Annotated in this window: 21 protein-coding genes; 13 read left to right on the forward strand and 8 right to left on the reverse strand. The window is 66.6% G+C overall.

The window, feature by feature from the left end:
• The first annotated feature begins 2 nt into the window (after nt 1-2).
• The 4 genes from D187_RS37695 to cglE all read left to right on the forward strand — a co-directional run bounded on the left by D187_RS37695 (nt 3) and on the right by cglE (nt 4507).
• Nucleotides 3-1421, forward strand: a complete 1419-nt coding sequence (locus D187_RS37695) for a tetratricopeptide repeat protein (protein ID WP_043433785.1) — start codon at nt 3-5, stop codon at nt 1419-1421.
• Between the two features lie 183 nt (nt 1422-1604).
• The gene (locus D187_RS37700) at nt 1605-1886 is read left to right on the forward strand and encodes a hypothetical protein (RefSeq protein ID WP_002627483.1); all 282 of its coding nucleotides are present in this window, start codon (nt 1605-1607) and stop codon (nt 1884-1886) included.
• A gap of 39 nt (nt 1887-1925) precedes the next feature.
• Nucleotides 1926-3824, forward strand: coding sequence for an AgmX/PglI C-terminal domain-containing protein (locus D187_RS58960; RefSeq protein ID WP_002627482.1), 1899 nt, complete (start codon nt 1926-1928; stop codon nt 3822-3824).
• Nucleotides 3825-3910: 86 nt separating this feature from the next.
• Entirely contained in the window at nt 3911-4507 is a 597-nt protein-coding gene (gene cglE / locus D187_RS37710) for an adventurous gliding motility protein CglE (protein WP_043433635.1), read from the forward strand.
• 10 nt (nt 4508-4517) lie between these two features.
• Here the strand turns inward: cglE and D187_RS37715 are convergent, their stop codons facing one another.
• Complete coding sequence (locus D187_RS37715; protein WP_002627480.1) at nt 4518-5270, reverse strand: TFIIB-type zinc ribbon-containing protein; 753 nt, start codon at nt 5268-5270, stop codon at nt 4518-4520.
• 159 nt (nt 5271-5429) lie between these two features.
• Entirely contained in the window at nt 5430-6608 is a 1179-nt protein-coding gene (locus D187_RS55890) for a hypothetical protein (RefSeq protein WP_162159747.1), read from the reverse strand.
• Nucleotides 6609-6758: 150 nt separating this feature from the next.
• Between D187_RS55890 and D187_RS50980 the strand changes: the two genes are divergently transcribed.
• Nucleotides 6759-8138 carry an HNH endonuclease gene (locus D187_RS50980; protein ID WP_155893919.1) on the forward strand — a complete coding sequence of 460 codons (1380 nt, stop codon included), beginning with the start codon at nt 6759-6761 and terminating at the stop codon, nt 8136-8138.
• A 22-nt stretch (nt 8139-8160) separates the two neighbouring features.
• Complete coding sequence (locus D187_RS37725; RefSeq protein WP_081714015.1) at nt 8161-8598, forward strand: SMI1/KNR4 family protein; 438 nt, start codon at nt 8161-8163, stop codon at nt 8596-8598.
• 24 nt (nt 8599-8622) lie between these two features.
• Here D187_RS37725 and D187_RS37730 read toward each other — a convergent pair whose 3' ends face one another.
• Nucleotides 8623-10029 (reverse strand): serine/threonine protein kinase, encoded by a 1407-nt coding sequence (locus D187_RS37730; protein ID WP_002627476.1) that lies wholly within the window; start codon nt 10027-10029, stop codon nt 8623-8625.
• Nucleotides 10030-10244: 215 nt separating this feature from the next.
• Between D187_RS37730 and D187_RS50985 the strand changes: the two genes are divergently transcribed.
• Together D187_RS50985 and D187_RS37740 are read left to right on the forward strand one after the other, a co-directional pair.
• Nucleotides 10245-11603 (forward strand): AHH domain-containing protein, encoded by a 1359-nt coding sequence (locus D187_RS50985; protein WP_002627475.1) that lies wholly within the window; start codon nt 10245-10247, stop codon nt 11601-11603.
• The gene (locus D187_RS37740) at nt 11600-12181 is read left to right on the forward strand and encodes an imm11 family protein (protein ID WP_043433636.1); all 582 of its coding nucleotides are present in this window, start codon (nt 11600-11602) and stop codon (nt 12179-12181) included. Before D187_RS50985 ends, D187_RS37740 begins: the two co-directional genes overlap by 4 nt.
• Before the next feature lie 109 nt (nt 12182-12290).
• Here the strand turns inward: D187_RS37740 and D187_RS37745 are convergent, their stop codons facing one another.
• The 4 genes from D187_RS37745 to D187_RS37760 all read right to left on the reverse strand — a co-directional run bounded on the left by D187_RS37745 (nt 12291) and on the right by D187_RS37760 (nt 17979).
• A complete protein-coding gene (locus D187_RS37745) occupies nt 12291-14255 on the reverse strand; it encodes a PKD domain-containing protein (protein WP_002627473.1) in 1965 nt (654 codons plus the stop codon).
• Between the two features lie 117 nt (nt 14256-14372).
• On the reverse strand, nt 14373-15923 hold the full coding sequence (locus tag D187_RS37750) for a DUF1501 domain-containing protein (protein ID WP_002627472.1): 1551 nt from the start codon (nt 15921-15923) through the stop codon (nt 14373-14375).
• Between the two features lie 9 nt (nt 15924-15932).
• Nucleotides 15933-16619 (reverse strand): hypothetical protein, encoded by a 687-nt coding sequence (locus D187_RS37755; RefSeq protein WP_002627471.1) that lies wholly within the window; start codon nt 16617-16619, stop codon nt 15933-15935.
• On the reverse strand, nt 16609-17979 hold the full coding sequence (locus D187_RS37760; RefSeq protein WP_245591927.1) for a hypothetical protein: 1371 nt from the start codon (nt 17977-17979) through the stop codon (nt 16609-16611). Before D187_RS37760 ends, D187_RS37755 begins: the two co-directional genes overlap by 11 nt.
• 396 nt (nt 17980-18375) lie before the next feature.
• Between D187_RS37760 and D187_RS37765 the strand changes: the two genes are divergently transcribed.
• From D187_RS37765 to D187_RS37785, 5 genes are read left to right on the forward strand one after another with little or no spacing between them, the layout of a single operon-like run.
• Complete coding sequence (locus tag D187_RS37765) at nt 18376-18891, forward strand: RNA polymerase sigma factor (protein WP_002627469.1); 516 nt, start codon at nt 18376-18378, stop codon at nt 18889-18891.
• Nucleotides 18888-19634 carry an anti-sigma factor family protein gene (locus tag D187_RS37770; RefSeq protein WP_002627468.1) on the forward strand — a complete coding sequence of 249 codons (747 nt, stop codon included), beginning with the start codon at nt 18888-18890 and terminating at the stop codon, nt 19632-19634. Before D187_RS37765 ends, D187_RS37770 begins: the two co-directional genes overlap by 4 nt.
• Nucleotides 19613-21232 carry a caspase family protein gene (locus D187_RS37775; RefSeq protein WP_002627467.1) on the forward strand — a complete coding sequence of 540 codons (1620 nt, stop codon included), beginning with the start codon at nt 19613-19615 and terminating at the stop codon, nt 21230-21232. Before D187_RS37770 ends, D187_RS37775 begins: the two co-directional genes overlap by 22 nt.
• A gap of 14 nt (nt 21233-21246) precedes the next feature.
• Entirely contained in the window at nt 21247-22197 is a 951-nt protein-coding gene (locus tag D187_RS37780; RefSeq protein WP_002627466.1) for a hypothetical protein, read from the forward strand.
• Nucleotides 22198-22224: 27 nt separating this feature from the next.
• Nucleotides 22225-22881 carry a 2-hydroxychromene-2-carboxylate isomerase gene (locus D187_RS37785; RefSeq protein ID WP_002627465.1) on the forward strand — a complete coding sequence of 219 codons (657 nt, stop codon included), beginning with the start codon at nt 22225-22227 and terminating at the stop codon, nt 22879-22881.
• A gap of 4 nt (nt 22882-22885) precedes the next feature.
• On the opposite strand, the gene D187_RS37790 is transcribed toward D187_RS37785, so the two are convergent.
• Complete coding sequence (locus tag D187_RS37790) at nt 22886-24283, reverse strand: FAD-dependent oxidoreductase (protein ID WP_155893880.1); 1398 nt, start codon at nt 24281-24283, stop codon at nt 22886-22888.
• Nucleotides 24284-24301: the final 18 nt, after the last annotated feature.

Here is a 24301-nt window from a genome sequence, read left to right on the forward strand (position 1 = left end):
CCATGCATCCACTCCACTCCATGGGCAGGACGCTCCTGTCGCTCGGCCGCGGTCTGGCCGCCACCACGCTGGCCTTCACCGCCGCGTGCGCCACCACCTCGTCGGTGAAGTCCACGCCCGTGGCCACCGCCGAGGCCCCGGTGCCCGTCCAGGTCGAGGCCGCGCCCGCGCCGGCTCCGGCCCCCGCGGACACGCCCGCCGCCAAGGCCCGTGAGCGCTTCGCCGAGGCCGTGGCCGCCTTCGACGCCGGGGACTACGCCCGCGCCGAGGAGGGCTTCCAGGAGGTGCTCCACCGCGCCCCGCAGAGCCTCAACGCCCAGTTCAACCTGGGCGTCATCGCCGAGCGCCAGGGCCGGCTCGCCGATGCCCAGGCCGCCTACGAGAAGGTGCGCTTCCTCGACGCGGGCCATGTGCCCACGCTGCTCAACCTGGGCCGCCTCTACCGCATGCAGGGCAAGTTCGCCGAGGCCATCTCCCTCTACGAGGCCGGGTTGAAGACGCCGGGGCGCGACACGGAGCCCGCGCTGCTCAACAACCTCTCGGTCGCCTACCGGCTCGCGGGCAAGCTGCCCCAGGCCGAGGCCACCTCGCGCCGCGTGCTCTCCCGTCACCCGGACGACGCCGAGGCCTACAAGAACCTCGCGCTCGTCTACTACGAGCAGGGCCGCTACCGGCTCGCCGAGACGGTGCTCGTCAACGCGCGCAAGCTCGCCGAGAAGGACCCGGGCATCTCCAACAACCTCGGCATGGTCTACCTCAAGCTCGAGGACAGGCCCCGCGCGCTCGCCCAGTTCCAGAAGGCGGTGTCGCTCGACGAGCGCTTCGCTCCGGGCTACGTGAACCTGGGCGCCCTGGCGCTCGCCTGGCGCGACTACGCGGGCGCCGAGCGCTCCTTCTCCAAGGCGGTGGAGCTCGAGCCCCAGTCGCACGAGGCCTGGCTGTCCTACGCCTACGCGCTGGACGGACAGAAGGGCCGGGACGCGAAGAAGGGCCTCCAGGCGGGCGAGGCCTTCGAGAAGGTGCTCGCGCTGCGCGCCGACTCGCCCGAGGCCGTGTGCGGCGCGGGCTGGGCCTACGCGGTGGATCGCGCCGGCTGGGACAAGGCCGAGGGCTTCCTCCAGCGCTGCCAGGCGGCGGCGACCACGAGCGCGCAGGACAAGCAGATGATCGCCGCGAAGCTCCAGGGCATCGCCGCCATGCGCAAGAGCGGCGCGCCCGCGGCTCCGGCCGAGGACGGGGCTGCGTCGCCCACCGCCGTGGGCGGCAGTGGCGCGCTGCAGGGCGGCTCGTCCGGTGAGCAGGCGGAGCAGGCGGCCCCGGAGGGCACCACCGCGCAGGAGGCCGCCCCCGCGACGGAGGCCGCGCCCGCCGGGCAGGCCGAGGGCTCCGAGTCTCCGGCCAAGGCGCCGAAGGCCGAATAAGCTGCACCCCGCCCGGAGGAAATTTTTTCCTCCGGGTGGGCTTCGTGAGGAAGGCGCTGGGAAACGCGCTTGGAGTTTCGCGGACTTCCAGTGCCTCACGGTTGGTGCAGGTCATGCAAGAGCACGGGTGAGGAGCTTCATCCACCCCGTGCGGTCCAAGCGGCAGGGACGAGGAGAACCGAGATGAGACGATGGACGGCGGCGGTACTGGTGGTCGCGATGTGGGCGGCCCCCGTGCTGGCCCAGGGTGAATCGCAGACCCAGGTCAAGGTCATCCAGGAAGAGGACAAGGTGGTCGTGCGCAAGAAGACGACCATCGACTTCACCGACATGGCGGTGGAGGGCGAGCTCACCAAGCCGGAGGGCTCGTACGTGCTCAACCGGAAGAAAACAGACTTTCAAAGTCTCATCCGGGTCCGGGACAACTTCAATCCGGAGCTGCAGAAGTCGGTCGACAACCTCTAGGGGCGGGTAGGAACGCGGGACGGAAGGGAGGAGGCGGGGATGGTGGGGAAGATGAATGGGTTGGTGCTGCGTATCACCGGTCCGGACGGCTCCGTGCACGAGGCCGTTTCGGACGCCGAGAGCGTCATCGTTGGCTCGGGCGCGCAGGCGGCGGTGAAGATCCTGGATCCACGGGTCTCGAACCTCCACGTGATGTTGAAGGTGGAGCGGGGCTCGGTGACGGCGATCGATCTGGGCAGCGAGGCGGGCACTCAGGTGGGCGGCCAGCGGGTGATCGGCCCGAAGACGCTCGCTCCGGGCGACGTGCTGATGGTGGGCGGCTCGCAGGTGGAGGTCTTCTTCGGGGACGAGTCGCACGCGGGAGCGCAGGTCAACAGCGGTTCCATGCAGGGCTCGGTGCTGCTGCCGGCCTCGCGGGTGATCGCGCCGGCGCCGAGGGCTCCGGAGCAGGCGCCCCGGGCGGTGCCGCCGGGGATGCGCAGCCGCACGGGGATTCCGGCCGTAGCACCGGCTCCCGTGGCCGCCGTGGCGCGCAAGCCGAGGACCCAGGCCGCGGCGTATCTGCAGGAGCCGCTGCCGCCCGAGGCGCTGCCGACGAAGGACGCCAAGGTCCTCCAGGTGCGTCAGCTCTGGGGCGATCAGATGCTGGCGGTGGAACACTTCCGGGACGGGGTGCCCGTCACCATCGGCGAGGGCAAGAAGAACTTCTTCCACGTGTACGAGCCCGAGGTGGGCGCGCGGCACGTGCTGGCGCGGGCCACGGGCGAGCAGTTCGAGCTGCGCGTGCCGGCGGGCGCGGGCGTCATCGTCACCGACAACGGGGACGTGCGCACCAAGGACATGCTGCGCTCGCAGGGGCGGCTCAAGGCCACGGACGGGGAGCACCTGTATACGCTGGGGTTGCACGAGCGCGCCGAGGTGTCGCTCGGCACGCTCACCTTCGTGGTGCGCTTCGTGAAGCCCTCGCCGGCGCTTCCGGTGAACGACCTGAAGCCGGCGGACTACACCTGGTTCAAGATCCTCAGCGTCAGCCTGCTGGCGGCCGCGGCCGTGGTGGCGGCGATGCTGCTGACGCCCCGCTCGGACGCGCCCAACGCGGATGACGTGTTCCAGGCGCAGCAGCGGGTGGCCAAGTTCCTCGTCAAGCCGAGCAAGCCCATCGACATGAAGCGCTTCGACAAGAAGAGCGCGGACGAGGGGGCCAAGGCCAAGGACGAGGAGGGCAAGTTCGGCAAGGAGGAGGCGAAGAAGGCCGAGGCGGATCCCTCCAAGGCGGGCACGCCCATCGTCAACAAGAACAAGAAGGAGCAGGACCGCAAGACGATCGCCCAGGTGGGTCTGCTCGGCGCGATGAAGGGCCTCAAGGGCGGCGCCTCGGACGTGTTCGGCCCGGGCGGCCTGGGCACGGGCATCAACACCGCGCTGGGTGGCCTCAAGAGCGGCGCGGGCATGGGTGACGCGCAGGGCGTGGGCGGACTGGGCTCGCGCGGCCAGGGCACGGGCGGTGGGGGCACGGGGCTCGGCATGGGCGGCCTGGGCACCAAGGGCAACGGCCGGGGCATGGGCGGTGGCGGTATCGACCTGTCCGGCCGGGGCAAGACGGTGACGAAGATCGTCCCCGGCAAGACCACGGTGATTGGCGGTCTGGACAAGGACGTCATCGCGAAGATCATCCGCAGCCACCAGAACGAGATCAAATACTGCTACGAGACGGAGCTGAACAAGAACCCGAGCCTGGCGGGCAAGGTGGCGGTGGCCTTCACGATCGACCCGGCGGGTGGGGTGGCCGAGGCGAACGTGACGGAGACGACGCTGAACAACTCCACGGCCGAGGCCTGCATGCTCTCGCGCATCCGCCGCTGGAAGTTCCCCGAGCCCAAGGGTGGCGGTGTCGTGGCGGTGACGTATCCCTGGTTGTTCTCGCCCGCGGGCGAGTAGTCCCTGCCAATCTGAAGCGCTCATGACGTGCACGCCCCTCTCCCGGCCTGGGAGGGGGGCGAGTTTTTACGAGAGGGTTCGTGGAGATGAAGACGCCGTTGTTGACCGCCGTGCTCGCGCTGCTGCCCACCGCCGCCCTGTCGGCCACCGCCCCCGAGGGAGTGCCGCTCGAGGTGCGCCGGGGCTTCTTCACCGAGGCCGATATCGGGGTGTTCTTCACGGTGGGAGGGCTCAACCGCTACTCCAACGCGCAGACGTACCTGCAATTGGGCGTGGGGTATGACATCGCGGATCGCGTGACGCTGGGAGTGCACTTCGGCCTGGGGGCGTCGGCGGCGAACTGCTTCGCCAGCTACCTGCCGGGGACGAACGAGTGCGCCCGGAGCGACAACTTCTCGGTGGTGTTCGCCGACGTGACGGCGGGCTACCTGGTGCCGCTGGCCACGCGCTTCTACCTGGTGCCGAAGCTGGCGGCGGGGCTGTCGCGCCTGGATCTGTCGCCCACGGGCACGGGGGATCCTGCGGAGCCCCAGACGGTGCCCAACGCGGGCGTGGGGATTGGGGTGGAGTACGCGACGCCCCTGGACCACTTCTCCGTGGGCGCGGACGTGATGGCGCGCTACCTCATCGGGCCCAACATCCCGACCTTCGCCGTCTTCCCGCGGGTGAAGTACACCTTCTGAGCGGGCGTCCCTAGAAGATCAAGTTCAGCAGCTCCAGGGCATCCATCAGGAGCTCGCCGCCGGCCGCGATGAGATCGAGGGTCTCGCTCTTGGTTGACGGCTCCGCGGCGGGGAGGATGACGACCGGGTCTTGGGAGCGGGGTGGGGCGCTCGCGCGGAACCGCGTCGCTCCCTGGTTCGCCATCAGGAGCCGCGCGGCGACCTCGGGGGCCACGTCCCGGCGCGAGTCGCCCGGCTGCCGGGCCTCGCGGAGGGTGGTTTCCACACAGGCCGGGTCGAGGAGGCTCAAGGGGGCGCGGCAGCGCGCGCAGGCGGTCATGTTGGCCAGGCGCACGGGCTCGCCGCAGTCGGAGCACAGCAGGGTGTCCACGTGCTTGCGCAGCTCCACCTGCTCCTGGGGGGTGAGCTCGCGGGCGAGGCCCTTCTCCCGGAGGAACTGGAAGAAGGTGATGAAGTGGCCGTGCTGCTGGGGGCAGCGCGAGTACTGGAAGCGGTGGCCGTGGGCCATGTCGTGGACGAGCGCGAGCTTCTCGTCACCACGCGGGCAGGACAGGGTGCCCGAGCGCCTCGGGTGGTAGGAGCCCCGCTGGCCGTACACGGCGCGGAAGAGCTGGAGGGTGCCCGTGGGGGAGAGCCGCAGGCTCTCGTGGGTGTCGAACCACAGCCCGCCGCACTCCTGGCAGACGTCGATGGTGACGCGCGTGCCGTTGCGGCCCTCGAAGGCGCGCTCGAGCATGGGCTGCTTGCACTCCGGACATTTCATCGTGTGACCTCCGGTGGAGTGCAGTCTAGTCCAGATCTGTTTTTCTTCCCACAGACTGTCGCAGCCTTGCTCGTGCGCACGCTCATTATGTGGCCACTGATTGCACATGGCATGATTGCTTCTTGGAGTGCCAAGCCCGCATCATTTCCTATTGAGGATTCACTCGTAAGGGAGTTCACCTTTGAGGCCGATCATTAAATCGCCATTATAGATTTCGAAGGGAATCTCAACATAGTCAGCCGGATGACGTGGAAGCGCGGGGCCATCGCCGGGTGCATTCTTTGTGTGTCCGTTGTTCTTGGTGCCATCTTCCTTGATATACGGGAGGATGATGATCCGTCCGTGGTTTTTTGATATGATTTTTCCTTCAATCCACAAGGAGTTGCCGCGTGCCGCATCGTGTGCACGCTGTGCTTCCTTGATTTCCCAATGGAGTTCTTTCTCTTCGTACCAGAACATGATGTTCTGATACAGGATGGCTTTACATCCGCGAGCTAGAGCTTCGTCCAATAAACGCTTGACACTTGCCTGTTCCAACAGTTCGTTGGCGCGCGGCTTTAGATGGCGGCGAACTTTCGCTTTGATTTCATTCCAGCGCCCACGTGGGTCTATGCCCCATGCTTCGGCGATCTCTGCTCTTTTGGCGATCTCGCGCGCTCGTTTCCGGACGGCGTCAAGATGCGCCTTTACAAATTCGGGATCGGGTTTCCAATGAAAGCCATCCTGAGAAAAGTATAAGCTTCCTGGCCAGTAGTCGTCGACCCAGATATGACGGAGATAGGGCATTTCGGAGAGCTTCTCGAGAATGAGCCGGATGGCCTTGGGGTTTGTGGGGTCGATTTCGATGTTTTCAGGCGAAGGGCGAGGTTTATTGGCCCATAGAGATTTGGCCTCTTCTCGCATCTGCGCCTCCTCATCGCTGAGCCTTTTCAAGGAATCATGTTTCTTTCTTTGCCTCAAACGTGTTGATTCCTGCATGGCCTCGCGGTTGGCTTCTTCGGCGAGGATTCGCTCCGCAGCTTCGGTCGCAGCCTCTAGAGAGGAGTATTGCTCGGTTTTCCAGCGGAACAGCGTGCGAGTTCGGTGATACAGCCAACCCTGCTCCCCATTGTCATAGAGGACGTGTTCATTGACCACCCAGAAGTTGCCTGATGGGTGGAGTTTGGCTCTTGCCTCCAGAGTTCTGATCGCCTTCAGCCCGGCTCGGAGGGCTTGCTTCGCGTGTATCATGGAGATCGCTTGTGGCTTGAGAATGGAGGTTGTTCCTGGGGAGCAGTTCCTGGCATTCTTTCGCTCATGCCAGTTGCGAGCAACTACACCGAGCAGGACCGCCACCATCGTTCGAGCCGGCCCCTGAGTCAATGGCCCCTGCTGTGGGTGCTTCTCCTGGTGTGCGCCTGCGCATCGGACGGTGGCCAGCAAAAAAGCCTTGAGCCGGAGATCTCAAAAGAGGTGGCCTGCGAGTCGCAGCAGGGGTCAACACGCGTGATGCTCGAGGCACGTCCAGGCCTCCTGGTGGCTCGACACTCAGTGCCCCATCGAGAACCCGTAGGATTGAATCGGACAGAATTCGAGCAAGCGATGGCTTGGCTTGCGGCTGACATGCCGGGCGTACCGGCACCCTTCTTGAGCCGGCTGGACCTCAAGTGGGCACCATCGGGCGCACGAGCTGCGCAGGGAGGGCTGATCCGCGACCACCAGAGGAGGTGCGCACAAGGAGGGCGTAGCAGTAACTGTCTGTCCTTGCGGAGAACGGATCTGCACCTGGACGAGGACGAGCGAACGGACATGGCCCTCATGCTCGCCTTCGAGAGCCTGTGGCCAGGAGTAGAGGCGGTGGTGAAGGCCTCGGTCGATCCAGACCAACTCCGGGTCGCGGTGTTCACGTCGCTCTCCCTTTATTTAGGGCTACTGCTCCTGCCAGAGCCAACATCGAAGCTGGTGGCGGTATCAATGACAGGAGTTCTCCTCGCCTATCTGGGGGCGGAGACCCTCTTCAACCTCGTGGAGGGGTACAGGCAACTCAGGGCCAGTGCCCAGCGGGCTCGCAGCTTTGCGGAGTTGAAGGCAGCAGGGGAGCGTTATGGCCGAATCATGGGGGAGCGGGTGGGGCAGGTGCTGATCATGGCTGCGACGGCGGCGGTTGGGTGGGGGAGTCACATGACCACGAAAGGGCCAGGGCTGCCAGGATTCGGGCGCGCGGCGCAGTTCTTGAGTGCTGAAACAGGACTGAACCTTTCGAGAGTGGCGAGCGAAGTCAGTGCCGTCATGGTGGCTCAACCCAACATCACCGTGGCGTTGGCTCCACCGGCCTACTACATGGCTTCTCGGGGATTAGGGGCAGGACCGAGTTCGCGCCCTTTGGCCGCGCAGCCAAGCTTTGCGCGCCTGGAGCGAGTCGAGGAATGGCGCAAGCCGCAATTTACGGAGGACGGCCATGTTCTCCCGTACAAAGGCACGAGGAATCCGCAGGATCCTATCTTCAACCTGGGACGTAACCGGGCAGGCAAGACCCTAACGAACGGCAAAGACACCATTCGTTTCGACAAAGACGGCTTCGCGGAGTTCGAGACCCGGTTTGAGACGCTTATCGATGAGAGCCACATTGGAAGTGGCCGAGCAGATCTCCACTTCAGGGCAGCCAACAAACGGCTTTACGAAGCGATTCAAGCCGATTCCAGCTTGGCAAGGCAATTGAATTTGTCAGCGGAAAAAGTGGCTTTGTTACCAACAAGCAGGAAGCCACCCGCTGGCCACACCTGGCACCACCATCAGGACGTTGGACGGATGCAACTTATCACCGATAGTGCTCACGACCTTGCGATGCCACACACAGGAGGGATGGCAATATGGGGCGGCGGCTACTGACGGTTCCACGGAGGGTTCAATAATGGAGATCCGATGGGAGAACTATGTCTGGAAAGAGCCTCGCCCTGTGGCCCTCTCTGACATCGAGCGGCTTGAATCGATGTGGGGAGTCGAACTGCCTGGGGATTACAAGAAGGTTCTCGCAGCCCATCAGGGAAAAACTCCCGAACCATGCGTCTTCAAGGTGGGGAAGGGAGCCAACGTCTTCAGCGTCTTACTGACAGCGGCCCGGGACGTGGACCGTGCGAGCTACTCCATCCAGGATTCATACGATCTCATCCGCTCTCATGTTCCCACGGGAATCTACCCGTTCGGGAAGACGCCAGGCGGAGAGTATTTATGCTTTGACTACGAGGGGATCGCCCATCAGCCCCGAATCGTTCTGGTGACGGTCGAAATGTCCATCCACCCCGTGGCCAACAGCTTCCAAGAACTGATGGAGGGGCTATATGATGACTGAGCAGTAACCGCATTGAGGACAGGATCATGGTGCCCCGCCATCCACGCTGGTCGGAATTGGGCGCGATTTCGGCACTGGCCAGAGGCACTCGCCTTTGTACACGGCCGTCTGGGGTGGACAGTTCGGGGGCCGTCGCTTGACGAGTGAAAGCCAGCACGCGCCGGACAGCTCCACTTCAAGCTCCTTCGTGCAAGGGGCCAGCTTCTGATTTCTCTCCGGTAGCGGCGCCTGTTCATACTGGACGGGGGCCGGGTCTATCCGGCTGTCCGTGGCCCACTGCTCGTCTGGAACACGGAGGCCTGGCACCTCGGGTGGAACGCGCGTTACGGGCGCCAGGGTCAGCAGCACCGATGCGGCGAGCGCGAGCCTCCTGGGCCAGCACCTCCGTCGAGCCATGCGCAAGGGGAAGGGCGGCCGAGAGGTCAAGACGGGCCTGGGTCTCGGGGGTCGTAGGAGGTGCCGCTCGGGTGCGCCTCCCTCCTGCACCGGTGGCACTTCTTCCCACTCGAAGATGCTCGCGTCCCACGCAGCCTCGTGACTGGAGGCCACCGCGACCAGCGCCGCGTGGAGCACCGCGCCACTCGGGTAGCGCGCCTGGGGGTTCTTCGCCAGCAGCCGGACGATCACGTCACTCAAGGCCCGCGGCACTCGGGGATTGACGAGGACGGGCGCCAGCGGTCGCACGTGGACGATGGCGGACTGCAACACGTCGGCCGGCAGCCACTCGGAGAAGGGGTAGTGCCCGGTGGTGGCCCGGTACAGGCACACCCCCAGGGCGTACAGGTCATCGGTGGGTTGGAAGGTGTAGTGCGAGCTGGGGCGCTCGGGGCTGTGCCACAGGAAGCGCACTGCCTCGGGGCTGAGCAGGTACAGGGTGGCCGGGGGGAGGGGTCCCGTGGTGAGTGGGGCCGCGCCCTCGTACCAGCCCACGCCGAAGTCGAGCAGCACGGGTTGGCCATCCGACTGCCGAATGCGGATGTGCTCGGGCTTGAGGTCGCGGTGCAGCACCCCTCGGTCATGCAGCTCGCCCAGGGTCCGCGCCACCGTGGCGCCCGCGGTGGCGAGCTGCCGGAAGGTGGTGCCGTCCGTCTCCGCCCACACGTCCAGGGCCAGGCCGGGCACCCAATCCATGACGAAACCCAGGTAGCCCTCTCGAGGGCGGAGCCAGCGCACGCAGCCGTGGAAGCCCACCACGTGGGGATGGGCTGCCCGGCTCATCATCAGCGCCACCTCACGCTCGGACCGCCCATCGCGCGCATGTAACGCGAGCTTGAGCGCGTAGAAGACGCCGGGGTGCTCCAGGTCCTCCACGCGGTAGACGGCCCCCTGGCCTCCCACGCCCAACCGCTCCACCACGCGCCAGCGGCCCACCTGCGTCCCCGGCTCCAATTCGTCCGGGGAGACCGTCACCTCTCCATGGTTCGTGGACACCCTTGAACCTCCGCGCTCGTCCGACAACGAGGACGCTGCCTCATACTACGAGGTGACGGCGGAAGTAACCTCGGACGGAGGGCCATGTTCTCGAGGAGAGGTGACACGACAGGTCATGGTCGAATCAAGTGCCCGGTGGGGGCGGGAGTTCTCCTCTCATGTGGTCTGGCCGGTTCTGGTCTCCCCACCGCACCGGGGACGCACAATCACGTGTCATGCACTCGCGCATCATCCCCGTCCTCTGTCTGCTGCTGGTGCCGCTCGCGGTCCAAGCGGCTTCGTCCGAAGTCGAAGCGCGGCTGCCGGTGTTGGAGCCCGTGCGGGTGAGCCCCTATCGAGGTGAGCCAGGGGAGGGGCTGAAGCTCACCTTCGAGCCACTCAGGCCCAATCCGGCGCTGGCGCTGTTCTCGCTGGAGGAGGCGCGGGCGGTGGTGGCGGCGCTGGAGGGGGGATTCAAGGTGGCGAGGCCCGAGCCGCGTTCGCCGGGGGCGGCCACCCTGGGGGCGCTGTCGACGGGGATGGTGGTCGGGTCGGCGCCCAAGGCATGGTCGTCGGACCTGGAGAGGCGTGTGCGCGAGGAGGACGAGGCGCTGTATGGAACGGCCCTGCTGCCGCTGCCACCGTCGCTGGAGAGCGCCAGATGGTTCCAGGCCCTGAAGCTCTCCCCGCGCTACATGGGGGAGGGGGTACGGGAGGCTGCGGTGGAGATGTTCAGCTCTCCGGCGATGGCTTTTTCGGTCGGCATGTCGATGATGCTCTACATGGTGGCGTGGGCGGCACCGGAGCCCCTGTTCTCCAAGGCATTCGCGGCGGCGGTGACGTTGGGGCTTCTGATGACGTACACGGCGACGGAGCTCTACAACGTGGGGATGGCGTGCCTGACGCTGTACCGGGAGGCGGAAGCGGCGAGGACGCAGGCGCAACTGGAGGCGGTGGCCGAGCGCTTCGGCAAGGCACTCGGGGGCGTGGGACTGCGCGTGCTGGTGACAGTAGCGGGGGCGAAGCTGGCCAGGGGACTGCCGGAGGTGCCCCGGGGCGGTCTATGGGGGCGGCTGTCACCTCCGCGATTCGCCTTCGCGGGCGGGCGGAGCGGTTTCTCGGTGGGGACGGGGGCCCGTGCGCAGGTGAGCGTGGCGAACGGGACCGTGGTGCTCATGGGCGTATCGGCGAACACGACGGCATCCTCCGTGGCCTCGGCGGTACCCGCGCCACGGACGACAGGGGCCTGCGCCGAATCGAAGAAGGACGACAATCATGCTCACCATCTGTGCACCAACAAGAACGACAAGTCCGAGAGCAATGGTGGTCCCTGGACACCTGTGTTCGAGGAACTCTTCGAGGAGGCGGGGATGAGTCTCGAGGATCCGAAGAACATCGTCTATCTGCGAGACCACAAGGGGCCTCATCCTCGGGAGTACCACAGGGAGGTTTTCAAGCGACTCAGTGATGCACTCAAGGGCTGTAAGACTCTGGTTGCATGCCGAGCCAAACTCGTGGGGGTGCTCGACGAGATCGCAAGGGATGTGTGCACCCCCGGCTCCCAGCTCAACAAGCTCGCCACGAGGACACAATGACAGCGCGAACTAAGTATTACGAGATAGACGACGACAAATACATTCCAGGGCGATGGTATCTGCGGATGCCTCGCACCGACGAGGCGGGTCTGGGTGAGATGTTCGACGTCTGGCGGTTCAGCGAGGGAAGGAGCCTGAACATCGAGCATCCAATTCGTATGCGCATGATGCCGCCTGGAATCGCGCTCGAGTTCTCTCATGCCTTTGGGATTCCCATCGTCCACCGCCGGGTGGTCGCGCTCTTCGAGCGTCTGGGCCTTCAGCGGGAAGTGCAATTCATCCCAGTTGAAATAGAAGGTCAGTCGGAGCCCTTCTTCATCCTCAATGCCTTGCAAATCATTCGGTGCATCGACGATGCCCGGTGCGACGAGGTGTTCTATTGGAGGCCCGAGGACGGTGAGCCGGACAGGGTAGGGCACTACAAGAACGTTCGAGGGCTAAAGGTGGATCCGGCGAGAGTAGGGGACGCCAACATCTTCCGTCCTTGGGGCTGGACAGTGGTCCTCATCGTCTCCGAGCGCGTCAAGTTGGCCATGGACGAAGAGGGCATCACCGGCACCGATTTTGTCGAGGTTTGAGTTCTCTCGAAATGGCGTCAGTGGCGGCTTGTTTGGTCATTTCGCTCCCACTCCGAGGGAGACTCCCCTCGGAGGATCGCCGAATGTCCAAGGCGAGTGACCGATAGTACTAGTGGACCACGACACGAACTCGACCCAGGTTTTGGACCTTCGCGAAGGGCGTGCTCGTGTCTCCCTCACGCTGGGAGGTCACTCGCAGCGCTGGGAAGTAGGTACCAGGCGTGGTGTAGGTGAATGGCACCGACACCTCCACCGTCTCGTTGGGGCTTCCGAAGGGCGATGCCGTGAAGTGGCCCGTGCCGACGAAGTCCCACTCGGTGCCCACGACCTTGCCGGCCCCTGGCGGGACCTGGATCTTCGCCACGAAGGTGACGGTCTGGCCGGCGGCGACGTCGACCAAGGCGGCGCCGTTGACGGTCAGCTCGACGACGGGTTGGATACCTTGGCGCGCCTCGGCATTCTCCGGCACCCGGATCTGACTGTCGACCACGTCGTAACGGGTCGATCGCGCGGGCGCCACACCCCGCTCCGCCCAGGCGCTCACGTCCCGAAGTGCCTGATGGAGGATGCCGTTGTACTGCACGAGACGGGCAGTACGGGGACCAACATGGTCCGCGTTGTCGTTGTACCAGAGCCGGAAGTTGTCGTCGTAGCGCTCGCCGAGGGACTCCCTCACCCTCGCGCTGTACCAGTCGGCATGCCAGGGGTAGGCGTCGGTGTCGAGCAGGTTGGCGACCACGATGACCTTGCCCTGGATCATGCCGTTGTGCGTACCGCCGTCGGTCACGCCGCGGGAGATGATCGGGCCCATCTCGAGGGGACGCTGAGGGTAGAGGGGTGTTCCGTCAGGCGCCCTGAACTGGTCCCAAGCGGAGAAGCCCGGCCGCGTCGGAACCTGGTGCCGATGGTACGAGAGCAGCGCGAGGGACCACCGGTTGTCGATCCTCAGCCTGGCGCCGGTGCCGATGGCGCTCAGCACACTGGCGGGGTTCCCGATCCCGAGGGTGAAGACCTTCGTGGCCGGGTCCAATGAACCCGACAGGGTCCCGACCTGCGTCGTGCCATCGGCTGCGTAGAGCGTGAAGTCGAGACCGGTGGTCGCCGGGAGCGCTGGCCCGCCATCGAGGATCAGGCTTGTCGGTTCGTTCTGTGCGTTCCGGCTGACCTCGGTGATGGTGGCGAGGTGGTCGCGCCTGGCGGCACGGAACCGCTCGCCGAGGGCCGACTGCTCCGTACCGAGATACCCCGGCTTGTGCCAGAAGTCGTCGACATACGTGGGATCGCTGCCCCGAATCACGTTTCCGAAACCGAGGAGGCCCTGAGGATCGTTCAGACCGAGCACATACTCGTAATCCTCCCAGGCCCGTAGCGGTACGCCCAGCCTCGTCACCTCGAGCAGCACCGCCCGCTCCACATCATCGAGCCCGGCGTAGGGGTCACCGCTCCCCCCGGGGCTCACCGCGCTCGCGATCCGCGGTGCCTTGTCCTCCAGCACGAAACGCGCGAAGGCCCGGATGAAGAAATCGTTCGGGATGGAGCTCGGCACGCCTGGGATGAACGGCACGGCGCCATCCCACACCCCGGAGCTGTTCTCGATGGCACCGAAGGTCTGGAAGGAGCCACCGCTCCCGCCGCAGATATAGCCATGAATCCGTCTGGACGAACCGTAGTAGCTCGCCGCGACCGTCTTGGAGAACCTGGCCGCGGCCGCGTCGACCCGGTAGCCACCGCCGCCGTTTGTCTGCACCATGTACGCCCCACTGTCCGCGCCGAAGCTGACGTTCTCGTCGGCCACGTTCTCGTCCTGGAGCGGGTACACGAAGTTGAAGAAGCGGCCCTCCCACTGACTCTTCGGCGGGAAGTAGAAGTTGAACCGCTTCTCGGTGCCCTCGAAGTGGCCCGATACCTTGTGGTGCGGCACCGGGGTCGTCAGATCGGTCTGGCTGTCGATGACCGGGTGGTTGTACAGCGGGTCGACACAGTCAGCCGTGACCCACAGGGGCCCACCGACTTCCCGTGGTGCGCACTCCGGCAGTGGCGTCGCAGCAGGGTTGCTCACGCACGCGCTGAGCATGGCCCCGACACCTACCGCCTTCCAGACAAAGGGTCGAAGGCTCCTCGCCCTCGTTCTGCTCCAAGACATGTGCTGTGTGTTTGCGCTCTTCATTGATTGATCCACTTCCGGTTGATGTCAGGTGCGCACGAAGGCGCTCGCATCGGGCAGCCCGCTGCCGGAGGTATCGACGCCCATCGCGGTGAGGATGCCCGAGAAGATGTCCGCCTCGTTCGCCTCCAGCTTGCCGGGCTGGGGCGCGCCGGTGCGCGGGTCGAAGCCGTAGGTCAGCGTGGTCTTCGGATCGACGCCTCCGAGCACCGTGTTGCCCCGGACCCTCGGCGAGAGAATCATGAACCCGTTGTTGAGGTCATGCCCGGTGCCGAACCGGGTGGCCCCCTCCTGTCGTGTGCGCGTGCGCCCGAACTCGGTCGCCATGTAGATCAACGAACGGTCCCACAGGCTCTCGCCGCTCGAGTCGAAGGGCTCCGACTTGAGCAGCTCGATGAGCTTGTCGATCGTGTCCATCAGGCGCGACCACATGAAGGCCTGGACCGAGCGGTGCTCATTGTGGCTGAAGTCGAAGGCCAGCGGCGGGTTGGTGAACTGCTTTGATGAACCCATCGCGATGTTGAACGTAGGGCCCAGGGTCACCGTCACCGATACCCGGTTCTTGATCAGCAGGAAGGCCAGCGCCGCCTGCCCCTCCACGGGATCCGTCAAGTAGTTCGGGAACACCGCGCGCAGCCGCTCCGCGTCGGGGGAGCTCGACAGGCCGTACTCGGAGAGCGGCGTCTCCGGATTGTCGGGCATCATGTTGAGGCGGCCGATGAGCTCCTGCATCTCCAGCGCGGACTGCCCCGAGGTGCGCTGCTCGTTCCACAGCTTGAGCGCCGCCGCGTCGTCGAAGGTCTTCCCGAAGACCGACTGGGCCTCGAGCGAGTTGCGCACGACCCGGGTCAGGTTCACCACGTCGCGGGAAGGCAGATCCTTGATGCCCTTCATGCCATCCAGGCCCAGGGGCCAGAACGAGGGTTTGGCCACCACCTCTCCGTAGCAGCAGGCGGGCAGGGCGTTGTCGCCGCCGCGCTCGGAGAAGCCCTGGTTGCCCATGTTCACGTTGGGAAGGGGGAAGCCCGCGCCGTACTGGAGGGCCACACACTCCTGCAACGTCCGGCCGCGCCAGGCGTTGCTGCCGGTGAGGCTGCGCTTCTGCGCGATGACGTGGTTCACCGACGTGCCCACCGAGGTGGCCACCAGCATGGAGTCCTTGTACTTCTTCACGAAGGCTGACTGGTCCGTCTTCACCGTCGTGGGGATGCTGCCCAGGACACCGGATTCCACCTTCACGGCACGGAACGGAGAGCCGTCCACGTTCTGCACCTGCGCGTCGGCGAAGGTGTTGAGCTTCCTGGCGTCGCCGCCCGCGGCCGTCGTCTCCGAGGCGCGCACCGCCAGCATGCTGTCGACGATGGAGGCGCCACCCACGGCGCCCACGACGATGAGGAAGCGGGGCTTGCCATCCAGGCGCGCCTGGCGCACGCCCCCGAGTTGCTCGAGTGCCGCCGGGGTATTGAGTCCGTCCCGGCAGCCCGTCAGCAGGGGCCCCATGGCGGAGCCCGCCGCGCACATCGACAACGCCTTCAAGATTTCCCGGCGCGAGAGCCGTCCATTGTTACGCAGTGACATGACGTTCCCTTAGAAGAAGATGGATTCGGCGGAGGAGAGGACGGCGAAGCAGGCCATGGTCATCCAGTCGCGGCCCGGTGTCTGGCTTCCCGAGGCCTCGATCTGGGCGGCCAGTTGAGACAGGGTGCCCACCTCGGTCTCCGTGGGGTCTCGCAACAGGGTGCGCTGGTAGAGCGAGGTGATGGCGTCGCGGACCGGCGCGCCCTCCCGGTGGGCCAGACGCCCCTGCGCGTCGAGCTCGAGGCCCTTGAAGAGGACCGCCTCCCCAGGGGTGGTGACGTCGAGCGAGACGCGCCGCGCGCAAGCCGCCAGCGCCACGCGATCGATGACGTTGGGAGTCGTCGCGCCCGTGGTCTTCAGGGGCTCGAAGAGGCCGACGACATACGGATCGACGCCGTTGAGGACCACGGTGTGCACGTTCGTGGTGCAGGCGTACCTGCCCAACTCGTTGCACAACTGCTCGGGCGGCAGGGACAACGCCGCGGAGAAGTGGGCCGTGAGCTGCTCCGGATTCAGGATGCGCAGGCTGTTGCGCGAGGAGGGGGTCACGTCACCGGTGGAACCCGTGCCGGCATCGGCGGGCGGTGGCGTACCGGCATCCGGCTCCGAAGGCGAGGGCGAGGGCGAGGGGGCGGGGCACGCGGAGAGGACACAGGCGGAGGACAGCAACAACACGCGAAGGAAATCAGGGCGCACCGTAGGCCTCCGTGCGGATCAGGTCATGAAGCATGCGCTGCACGCGGTACTCGTGCGTGCCCTTGAAGCGCTTCCAGGTGGCGACGAACTCGGCGTTCTCCTCGGGGGTGGGGGGGTGGCCCACGAGCAGCTTCCAGTAGTCGGTGACGGCGGCGATGGCGAAGGCATCGCTGTTGGCTCCGACCTGCGCCCACTCGGCGAGGTTGTTCACCTTCTGGCCGAAGAGGTAGCCGGTCTCCGGTGTCTGGCCGATGATCGGAGAGACATAAGAGAAGTACTTCTCGAGGCGGTTGGGCACGTAGCTGCCCCAGGTGCCACGTGGCTCATAGATGTAGATGCCCTGGAAGTTGCGGAAGGGATAGGTCAGCGGGTCGAGCGTGGCGTGGCAGGCCGCGCAGGCGGGCGCGGTCACTCCCGCGTGGTCGTAGTCGCGGGGCTCGCCGGGAATGCTGAAGAGGCCCTCCTGCCTGGCGATGTCGAGGCCCAGGTAGGCCCGATAGGCCTGGGACGCGGCGTTGCGTGGCATCGCGCTGAACATCACGAAGTAGAGGATGCTCCAATGGGAGTTGATGTTGCCCGCGCGGTACTGCTCATCCAGGGTTTGCGTCGGCAGCGAGGGCACCGCCGTGTAGCGGGTGGGGTTGCTCTCCCGGCGCACGTAGTACTTCGCCGTCATCACCTCGCGCGCGTCGTGGTCGTCGATCTGCGTGTAGGCGTAGAGCGCGTAGTCGTCATAATAGTCGGCGAGGGGATTGCTCCCGGTGTCCTCCGGGCCCGCCTTGAACGTGCCCACCGGGCGGATCTTCGGGTGGGCCAGCTTCCACAGTTGCCCATTCTTGCCGCGCCAGAACTCGCTCTGGGAGCACCGGTCCAGTTCGGCATCCAGCCGGGCGAGCTGGTCGTTACGGCTCAACGCACTGAACTCCTGGTGCTGCGCGTAGGTGGGCGGCACGCCGCAGACGTCGAGCAGCATGCGCTTGTAGGCGAAGCGCGCGTCGTAGCGGCACACGTCGTAGCGGGGATTGTTGTCACCCTCCTGGCAGCGGCCGGTGTCCACGGGCACGCTGTTGGGATCCGCCGGTGAGGTGCCGCGCTGGATCTCCACGAGGTTGGACACGCCGTCACCGTCGGCGTCCTCCGTCTCGGCGGCATTGAGTGCCGTGGGGAGCGCGGCCGCGAAGTCCGTGTCGGACAGGGGGCGCGCCGCTTGGGGCACCAGGTGGGGCTCCAGCCCGGCGCCGAAGACGTTTCGTTGGGGCGGCGCGATGTGGCAGTAGTTGCAGGACGGCTGCCGTCCCGTACACGCGGGCGCCGAAGGGTAGGTGGAGCAGAACACTCCTCCCGCGGGAGGTTTGGCCAACGCGCCCCCCGCGAGGCAGAGGGTGGCTGCCAGTATGAGTCGTCGAAGCACCAGTGCTCCTCGGTGAAAAGGGTCCGGTGCAGAAACACGCCAACGGCATTCTGATGAAAAACCGCGAGACGATTTCTTCCAGCAAGCGCCCCCTGCGGATTGGCTTTTCTGCTTCTGGGCCCTGCGGTGTCTCTAGGGGTGACAACCCGCATCGGGAAGATCGACCTGGCGCTCACCCTCGAAATCGATGTCCCTGGGCTGGATCAGCGCGAGACACGGGCGCTGGGACGCCAGCCTGCCCTCCGCGGTCTCGCCGCCACGCCGCGTGACCCCTCGTCGTATGCTCCGAGTCCTCCATCCCATAGCGAGGCGAGGCCGTTCGTGGCAGGAGCCACCCCATCCCCATTGAAGGCCATCACTGGAGGGAAGAAGAGCCGGAGCGAGTTCCTGCGCGAGCTGTACACCGCGTATGGCGGCAGCGTGTATGGGCGCTGCCTCTTTCTGTTGAAGAACCCCGCGAACGCGGAGGACGCGATGCAAGAGGTGTTCGCCCGCGCCCTCAACTCCGCGGACGAATTTCGCGTGGGCTCCTCGCCCCTGGCGTGGTTGCTGAAGATCGCCACCCATCACTGTCTCAACCTGCTGCGCGCGGAGCAGGCCCCCTGGCGGCGCTGGTTCGAGCTGACCGCCCTGGCCCGTCCGAAGGCGGATGGGGGAGAGCTGAAGATGGAGGCGCGGGAGCTGGTGCGCTCGCTGCTGTCCCGGGTGGACCTGGAGACGCAGGCGGCGGTGGTGCACTACTGGGTGGACGGAATGACGCTGGAGGAGGTGGCCGCGATCCTGGAGCGTTCGGTGCCCACGGTGCGCAAGCGGCTGGAGCGGTTCGCCGCCCTGACGAACGAGGAGCTGAAGGTCTCATGAGCACTCACCCCTTGGAATGGACGCTGCGGCGGTTGCACGCCGGAGAGCTTCCCGGCCCGGAGACCCAGCAGATCCAGGCGCATGTGTCCTCGTGCGCGGAGTGTCACGAGGTGATGAAGGGCCTCGAGGCGGACCAGGCCCGCTTCGAGGCGGAGGTTCCCTTCGACCGCTTCGCGGCCAATGTGGAGCGCGCCCTGCGCAAGCCGCCACCTTCCCGGCCCCGGTTCCATGGTGTGCTGATCGCCGTGGCGGCCACGGTCCTGGTGGTGGTGGCGGCCCGTCCGATGCTCTCGTCGTCTCCTTCCCTCAACCGGCTCAAGGGCGGAGCCTCCGCGGAGCTGCGTATCGGCGGCGATGGGCCCCAGCGCGCGATCCAACCGGGTGACACCGAGGCGCTCCTCCCGGACGAGCGGGTACGCCTGGGGTATGTGGCGGGTTCCTACCGGTACGTGATGGCGGTGTCCGTGGACGATACCGGTGAGGTGTCGGCGCTCTATTCCGAGCAGGGGATGAGCCTCCCCGTCGAAGCAGGAGCCGGCAGACATTGGCTGCCCGAGAGCGTGCAGTTCACGGGCACGGGCCACGAGCGGGTGGTGTTGGTGCTCTCCGAGAACCCGTTGAGGGTGGAGACCGTGCAGGCGGCGGCCCGGCGGGGCTGGGAGGCCGCGGGAGGCAAGGTGGCGGCCATGTCCACGCTGGGCGTGGAGGGTGAGGAGCTCCATTGGCTGCTGCTCAAGCCTTGAGGCGCCTGGCGGATCATGCCCGGGTGCTCGTCCTGGGCGTGTTGCTGGCAACGGCCGTGCAGGCGCAGCCGCTGCGCCGCTTCGCCCTGGTGGCGGGCAACGACGAGGGCGGCGCGGGCACCCGGCCCCTGCGGTTCGCGAAGGACGATGCGCGCAAGATGCACGACCTCCTGGTGCGACTGGGGGGCGTGGAGCCCGGCGATGCGCGACTGCTGCTGGACGAGTCCGCGGAGGACTTCCTCCAGTCGCTCGCCAGGCTGGAAACGCGCGTCCAAGCGGCACGGGCTCGGGGCGAGCGCACCTCGCTTCTTGTCTACTACTCGGGCCATGCGAAGGACGACTCGCTGCGGATGGGAGACAGCGCGCTGAACCTGGAGGCGCTCAAGCGCCGGCTGGCGGCGACGCCCGTGGACATCCGCATCGCCATCCTGGACTCGTGCCGCTCCGGGGCGCTCACGCGGAGGAAGGGCGCCCGGCGCGCTCCCTCCTTCGTCGTCGACACGGGCACCGTGCAGGAAAGCCGGGGGCTCGTCATCCTCACCTCCAGCTCGGCGGACGAGGACTCGCAGGAGTCGGATCTGCTGGGGGGCAGCTATTTCTCCCATCACCTGGTCAGCGGACTGATGGGGGACGCGGACCGTTCCGCGGATGGCCAGGTGACACTCTTCGAGGCCTACTCCCATGCCTATGCCCGCACCGTGGCGGACACCGCGGACAGCAGCGCGGGGGCCCAGCACCCGACCTTCAGCTACGACATGGCTGGCCAGGGCGACCTGGTGTTGACGAGTCCGCGGGGGAGCGACGAGGGCCTGCTGGTGCCTCGCACCGCGCCCGTGGGGGACTACTACTTCGTGAACCCTCGTGGCCTCGTGGTGGCGGAGCTGCACAAGGCCGCGGACTCCGAGCGGAGGCTCGCCCTGGCCCCGGGCACGTATACGGTGAAGCGGAGGATGACGGACCGGCTGCGCGTGGGCGAGGCCGAGGTCCAGCGCGGGCGCACCACGGTGCTCGACGAGTCGCGGCTGCGGGACACGCCCTTCTCGGATGATCCGGTGAAAGGCGTGCCTTCCCGGGGGCGTGACCCCCTTTCGTATTGGACGGTGGGTCTCGCCCTCGGACATCACTCCTTCTTCGATACCTCCACCCGCGACAACCTCTTCCCCTACGTGCCCCTGATGGCTCTGGAATTGGGCCTGCACGATTACTTGCGCGAGGGCTGGAGCTGGACCTTCGATCTGGCGCTGGGCATGCAAAATGCCAGGCTGGGGTTGCCCACCCTCGAGGGCACGCGCTACCGCTATTCGCTGCTGAACGTGGGGACTTCGCTGTTGGTCGAGTGGCCCCTGGGTCGCGTGTCTCCCTTCATTGGACCGCGGCTCGCCTACCTGGGCATGCAGCGCGACTTCGAGGATGTGAACTTCCCGGATCAACGGTATGGGATGCTCACCCCAGGTGTCGTGGCGGGCGTGCGCTGGCGGCCCTTGGAGCGTGTCGAGTTCACCGGGAACCTCCGCCTCCACTACTTCTTCTACAACGTCGATTATCAGCGCTCCCTCGGGTACTGGGAGTTCCTGGTCATCGCGAAGTACCGCCTCTGAAAGGAAAGACAGGCATGATGCGGACCCGGCTCTTGCTTCTGGGCTGCCTCGCCACCGCGTGCGGTGGGAATATCTCCAACGACGATCTCCAGTTCCTCAACGCGCTGCCAACGCGAGAGCTCCTGTCCGCCAAGCTGCCTGGAGCCGAGAGTGTCAGGAGAATGGGAATCTCGCGTCAGCGCGTGGACTCGCTGGCGCTGGGTGAACCCTCTCGACTCTATGACATCACTCGCCAGGCAGCGGACGAGTTCAACGGAGGGTTCGATGGAGTGCTCTCCATCTTGGAGGAGACTCGAAAGAGTCCTCCGACGACACGCGCGCCGGAGCTCCGCATCTGGGGGCCGGCGCAAGACCCGGGCAATCCCGGCCACGAGATGCGAATCATGATGACGCGCGAGGCCGAGCGCTTCGACTACCGGGTCCAGTTTCGACCCATGGGCTCGGACGAGGAGGCGTGGTGGTCCGCCCTGGTGGGGAGCTTCCAGTCGGAAGGTGGGCCGCGTCAGGGCAAGGGGACGCTGAGCATCTTCATGGCGGAGGTGATGGAGCACGGCCTCAACGTGCCTTGGATGTCGGATCTGAAGCGATTGGACATCGACTACCAGACGAGTACGTTGCCCAGCAGCGTGCGGATGCACTTCATCCCCGTGAGTGGGTTCGAGCTGGACTACGCCTACCACGAGTTTCCTGGAGGCTCGGGGGAGATGAGGTTCTCGCGCGAGAACCTCGACATCTACCCCGGCGAACAGAAGGAGACGCTGGCCATCCTCAGCCGTTGGACGCAAGACCAGGGGGGCATGGCCATCGTGGAGGCAACGGGCGGAGACGTGCCCACGGATTTCACCGTCACCCTTGTCGAGTGTTGGGATGCCAGCTTCCGGACCACCTACGAGAAGCGAAGCTGGGATGCGGACGAGGAGGGCAATGCCTCCTCCTGCCCGGACGTCTCTCCGCTGGGAGAGTGAGGACCCCGGGGTTAGACTCCGGGGTCCATGAGCCCCGCTCCCCTGCGCTTCTTCTTCGATTACGTCTCGCCGTACGCGTACCTCGCCTGGACGCAGCTTCCCGCCCTGGCCGAGCGTCATGGCCGCGCGCTGGAAGTGGTGCCGGTGCTCTTCGCCGGCGTGCTCAATGCGCTTGGAACCATGGGGCCCGCGGAGGTGCCCGCCAAACGGTTCTACATCTACAAGCACACCCACCGGCTCGCCCATGACCTCGGCGTGCCCTTCGCCTTCCCCTCGGCGCACCCCTTCAATCCGTTGCTCGCGCTCCGGGTGACGGCCGCCGTACGGGAGGCGGATGCCCGGAAGCGGCTCGTCTCCGCGCTGTTCTCGGCGGCGTGGGCGGGCGGGGGCGGCCTCGTGGAGCCCGAGCGCGTGGGCGCCTGTGTGAGCGCGGTGGGGCTGGAGGCCCAGGCGTTGCTCGCCGCCGCGGGGACGCCGGACGTGAAGGATCAGGTGCGCCGCGGCACCGAGGAGCTGCTCGCGCTGGGAGGCTTCGGCGTTCCCACCGTCCTCGCGGACCAGGAGCTCTTCTTCGGTGTCGACTCCCTGGGGCACCTGGAGCGCTTCCTGCGCGGGGAGGATCCACTCTCCCCCGAGGAGCGCGAACGCCTGCGGACCCTCCCCATGGCCGCGTCCCGTCTCTGAGCGCTCACAACCAGGCGGGGCGCAGGGACGGGGGCAGCCGCCGGGCGAGCCGGTTCACCACCCCGCGGCCCACCTGCACGAGGCCCTCCCTGTCCAGCATCGACTCGGGGGTGCGCAGCATGTGCATGACCTCGAGGAAGCGCCGGGTGCCGGCCTCGGAGAAGAAGAGCGAGCCCACGAGCTGCCGCTGCACCTGGCTGGTGAGCCGCTGCACCCACGTGGCCTTGTCGCCCAGCTCCCACAAGGTGTCATCGCCGCGGACCATGCCCCAGGGCACCTGGTGCAGTTCGGCCAGTCGCTTCTGGAAGGTGTGGCACATCCCGGCACCGTCCTCCCTCAGGCACGCATCCAGCAGCAGGGCGCTCAGGCCCGCCACGGTCATGCCCTGACCATAGGCCGGGTTGAAGACACAGGCCGCGTCTCCCAGCACCACGAAGCCCTCGGGCCAGTGGGCGACCCGCTCGTAGTGGCGCCACCGGTTGCGGGCCCCGCGGAACGTGTGGATGGGGGAGAGGGGCTCGGCGTCCTGGATCAGCTCGGCGATGGCGGGCAGGGGCAGCTCGCGGGCCAGCGCGAGGAAGTCCGTGTCATCCGTCGGCATCGGGTGGTTGCCGGCTCCCAGGAGGGTGACGATCATCTGCTCGCCCTCCACGCGGCACACGGCGCCGCTGTAGGGCCTGGCGGGGAACTCGGGCGACGTGCCGATGATGACCCAGTCCCCCAGTCGCTCCACCTGGCGATTGGGGGGCACGCGGTACCAGCGGGTGGCGTAGGCCAGGCCGGGGCGGATGAGCTGCTCGGGCGGAAGCGCGCGTCCCAGGGCTTGCAGCCACTGGGGGGCGTGCGAACCGCGCCCGCTGGCATCCACCACCAGGTCCGCCTCCAGCACCTGCTCGGTGTCCGTGGACGCGCCTTCTTTCAGCACCACCCCTCGTATCCGGCCGCCCCGCTCCCCCTGGAGCCGGGAGACGGACGTGCCCGTGCGCACGGTCAGCTGGGGCAGGGCGCGCAGCCGGCCTTGCAGGCACCACTCCAGCAGGGCGCGGCTGCTCGCCACCGAGCGCACCCCGGAGCGGAAGCGCGGCAGCAATTGCCCCTGGAAGAGGATGCGGGTGTTCTCGCCATAGTCGAAGGTGAGGGCGCCGTGGGATTCCAGCTCGGCGATGAGCCCGGGGAAGAGCCGCTCGAAGATCTGACATCCGCGCGCCATGAGGTTGTGCACGTGGCTGGCCTGGGGCACGCCGCGCCGGGGCACGGGACTGTCCGGCAGCGCGTCCTGGTCGAGCACCGTCACCCGCTCGAAGTGGTCCGCGAGCACTCGCGCGGTGCTCAGTCCGGTGACGCTGGCGCCGATGACCACGGCGTGGCTTCGGCCTTGGAGGGAATGGGGAGCAGTCGTCATGGCCCCAGGTTTACCCCA

The sequence above is a fragment of the Cystobacter fuscus DSM 2262 genome (genome assembly GCF_000335475.2).
In the GTDB taxonomy this organism is placed as follows: Bacteria; Myxococcota; Myxococcia; order Myxococcales; family Myxococcaceae; genus Cystobacter; species Cystobacter fuscus.

Coding starts and splice junctions, on each gene's coding strand:
- D187_RS37695 (WP_043433785.1), top strand. CDS start 3: ATGCATCCACTCCACTCCATGGGCAGGACGCTCCTGTCGCTCGGCCGC.
- D187_RS37700 (WP_002627483.1), top strand. CDS start 1,605: ATGAGACGATGGACGGCGGCGGTACTGGTGGTCGCGATGTGGGCGGCC.
- D187_RS58960 (WP_002627482.1), top strand. CDS start 1,926: ATGGTGGGGAAGATGAATGGGTTGGTGCTGCGTATCACCGGTCCGGAC.
- cglE (WP_043433635.1), top strand. CDS start 3,911: ATGAAGACGCCGTTGTTGACCGCCGTGCTCGCGCTGCTGCCCACCGCC.
- D187_RS37715 (WP_002627480.1), bottom strand. CDS start 5,270: ATGAAATGTCCGGAGTGCAAGCAGCCCATGCTCGAGCGCGCCTTCGAG.
- D187_RS55890 (WP_162159747.1), bottom strand. CDS start 6,608: ATGGTGGCGGTCCTGCTCGGTGTAGTTGCTCGCAACTGGCATGAGCGA.
- D187_RS50980 (WP_155893919.1), top strand. CDS start 6,759: ATGCTCGAGGCACGTCCAGGCCTCCTGGTGGCTCGACACTCAGTGCCC.
- D187_RS37725 (WP_081714015.1), top strand. CDS start 8,161: ATGGAGATCCGATGGGAGAACTATGTCTGGAAAGAGCCTCGCCCTGTG.
- D187_RS50985 (WP_002627475.1), top strand. CDS start 10,245: ATGCACTCGCGCATCATCCCCGTCCTCTGTCTGCTGCTGGTGCCGCTC.
- D187_RS37740 (WP_043433636.1), top strand. CDS start 11,600: ATGACAGCGCGAACTAAGTATTACGAGATAGACGACGACAAATACATT.
- D187_RS37745 (WP_002627473.1), bottom strand. CDS start 14,255: ATGCTCAGCGCGTGCGTGAGCAACCCTGCTGCGACGCCACTGCCGGAG.
- D187_RS37750 (WP_002627472.1), bottom strand. CDS start 15,923: ATGTCACTGCGTAACAATGGACGGCTCTCGCGCCGGGAAATCTTGAAG.
- D187_RS37770 (WP_002627468.1), top strand. CDS start 18,888: ATGAGCACTCACCCCTTGGAATGGACGCTGCGGCGGTTGCACGCCGGA.
- D187_RS37780 (WP_002627466.1), top strand. CDS start 21,247: ATGATGCGGACCCGGCTCTTGCTTCTGGGCTGCCTCGCCACCGCGTGC.
- D187_RS37785 (WP_002627465.1), top strand. CDS start 22,225: ATGAGCCCCGCTCCCCTGCGCTTCTTCTTCGATTACGTCTCGCCGTAC.
- D187_RS37790 (WP_155893880.1), bottom strand. CDS start 24,283: ATGACGACTGCTCCCCATTCCCTCCAAGGCCGAAGCCACGCCGTGGTC.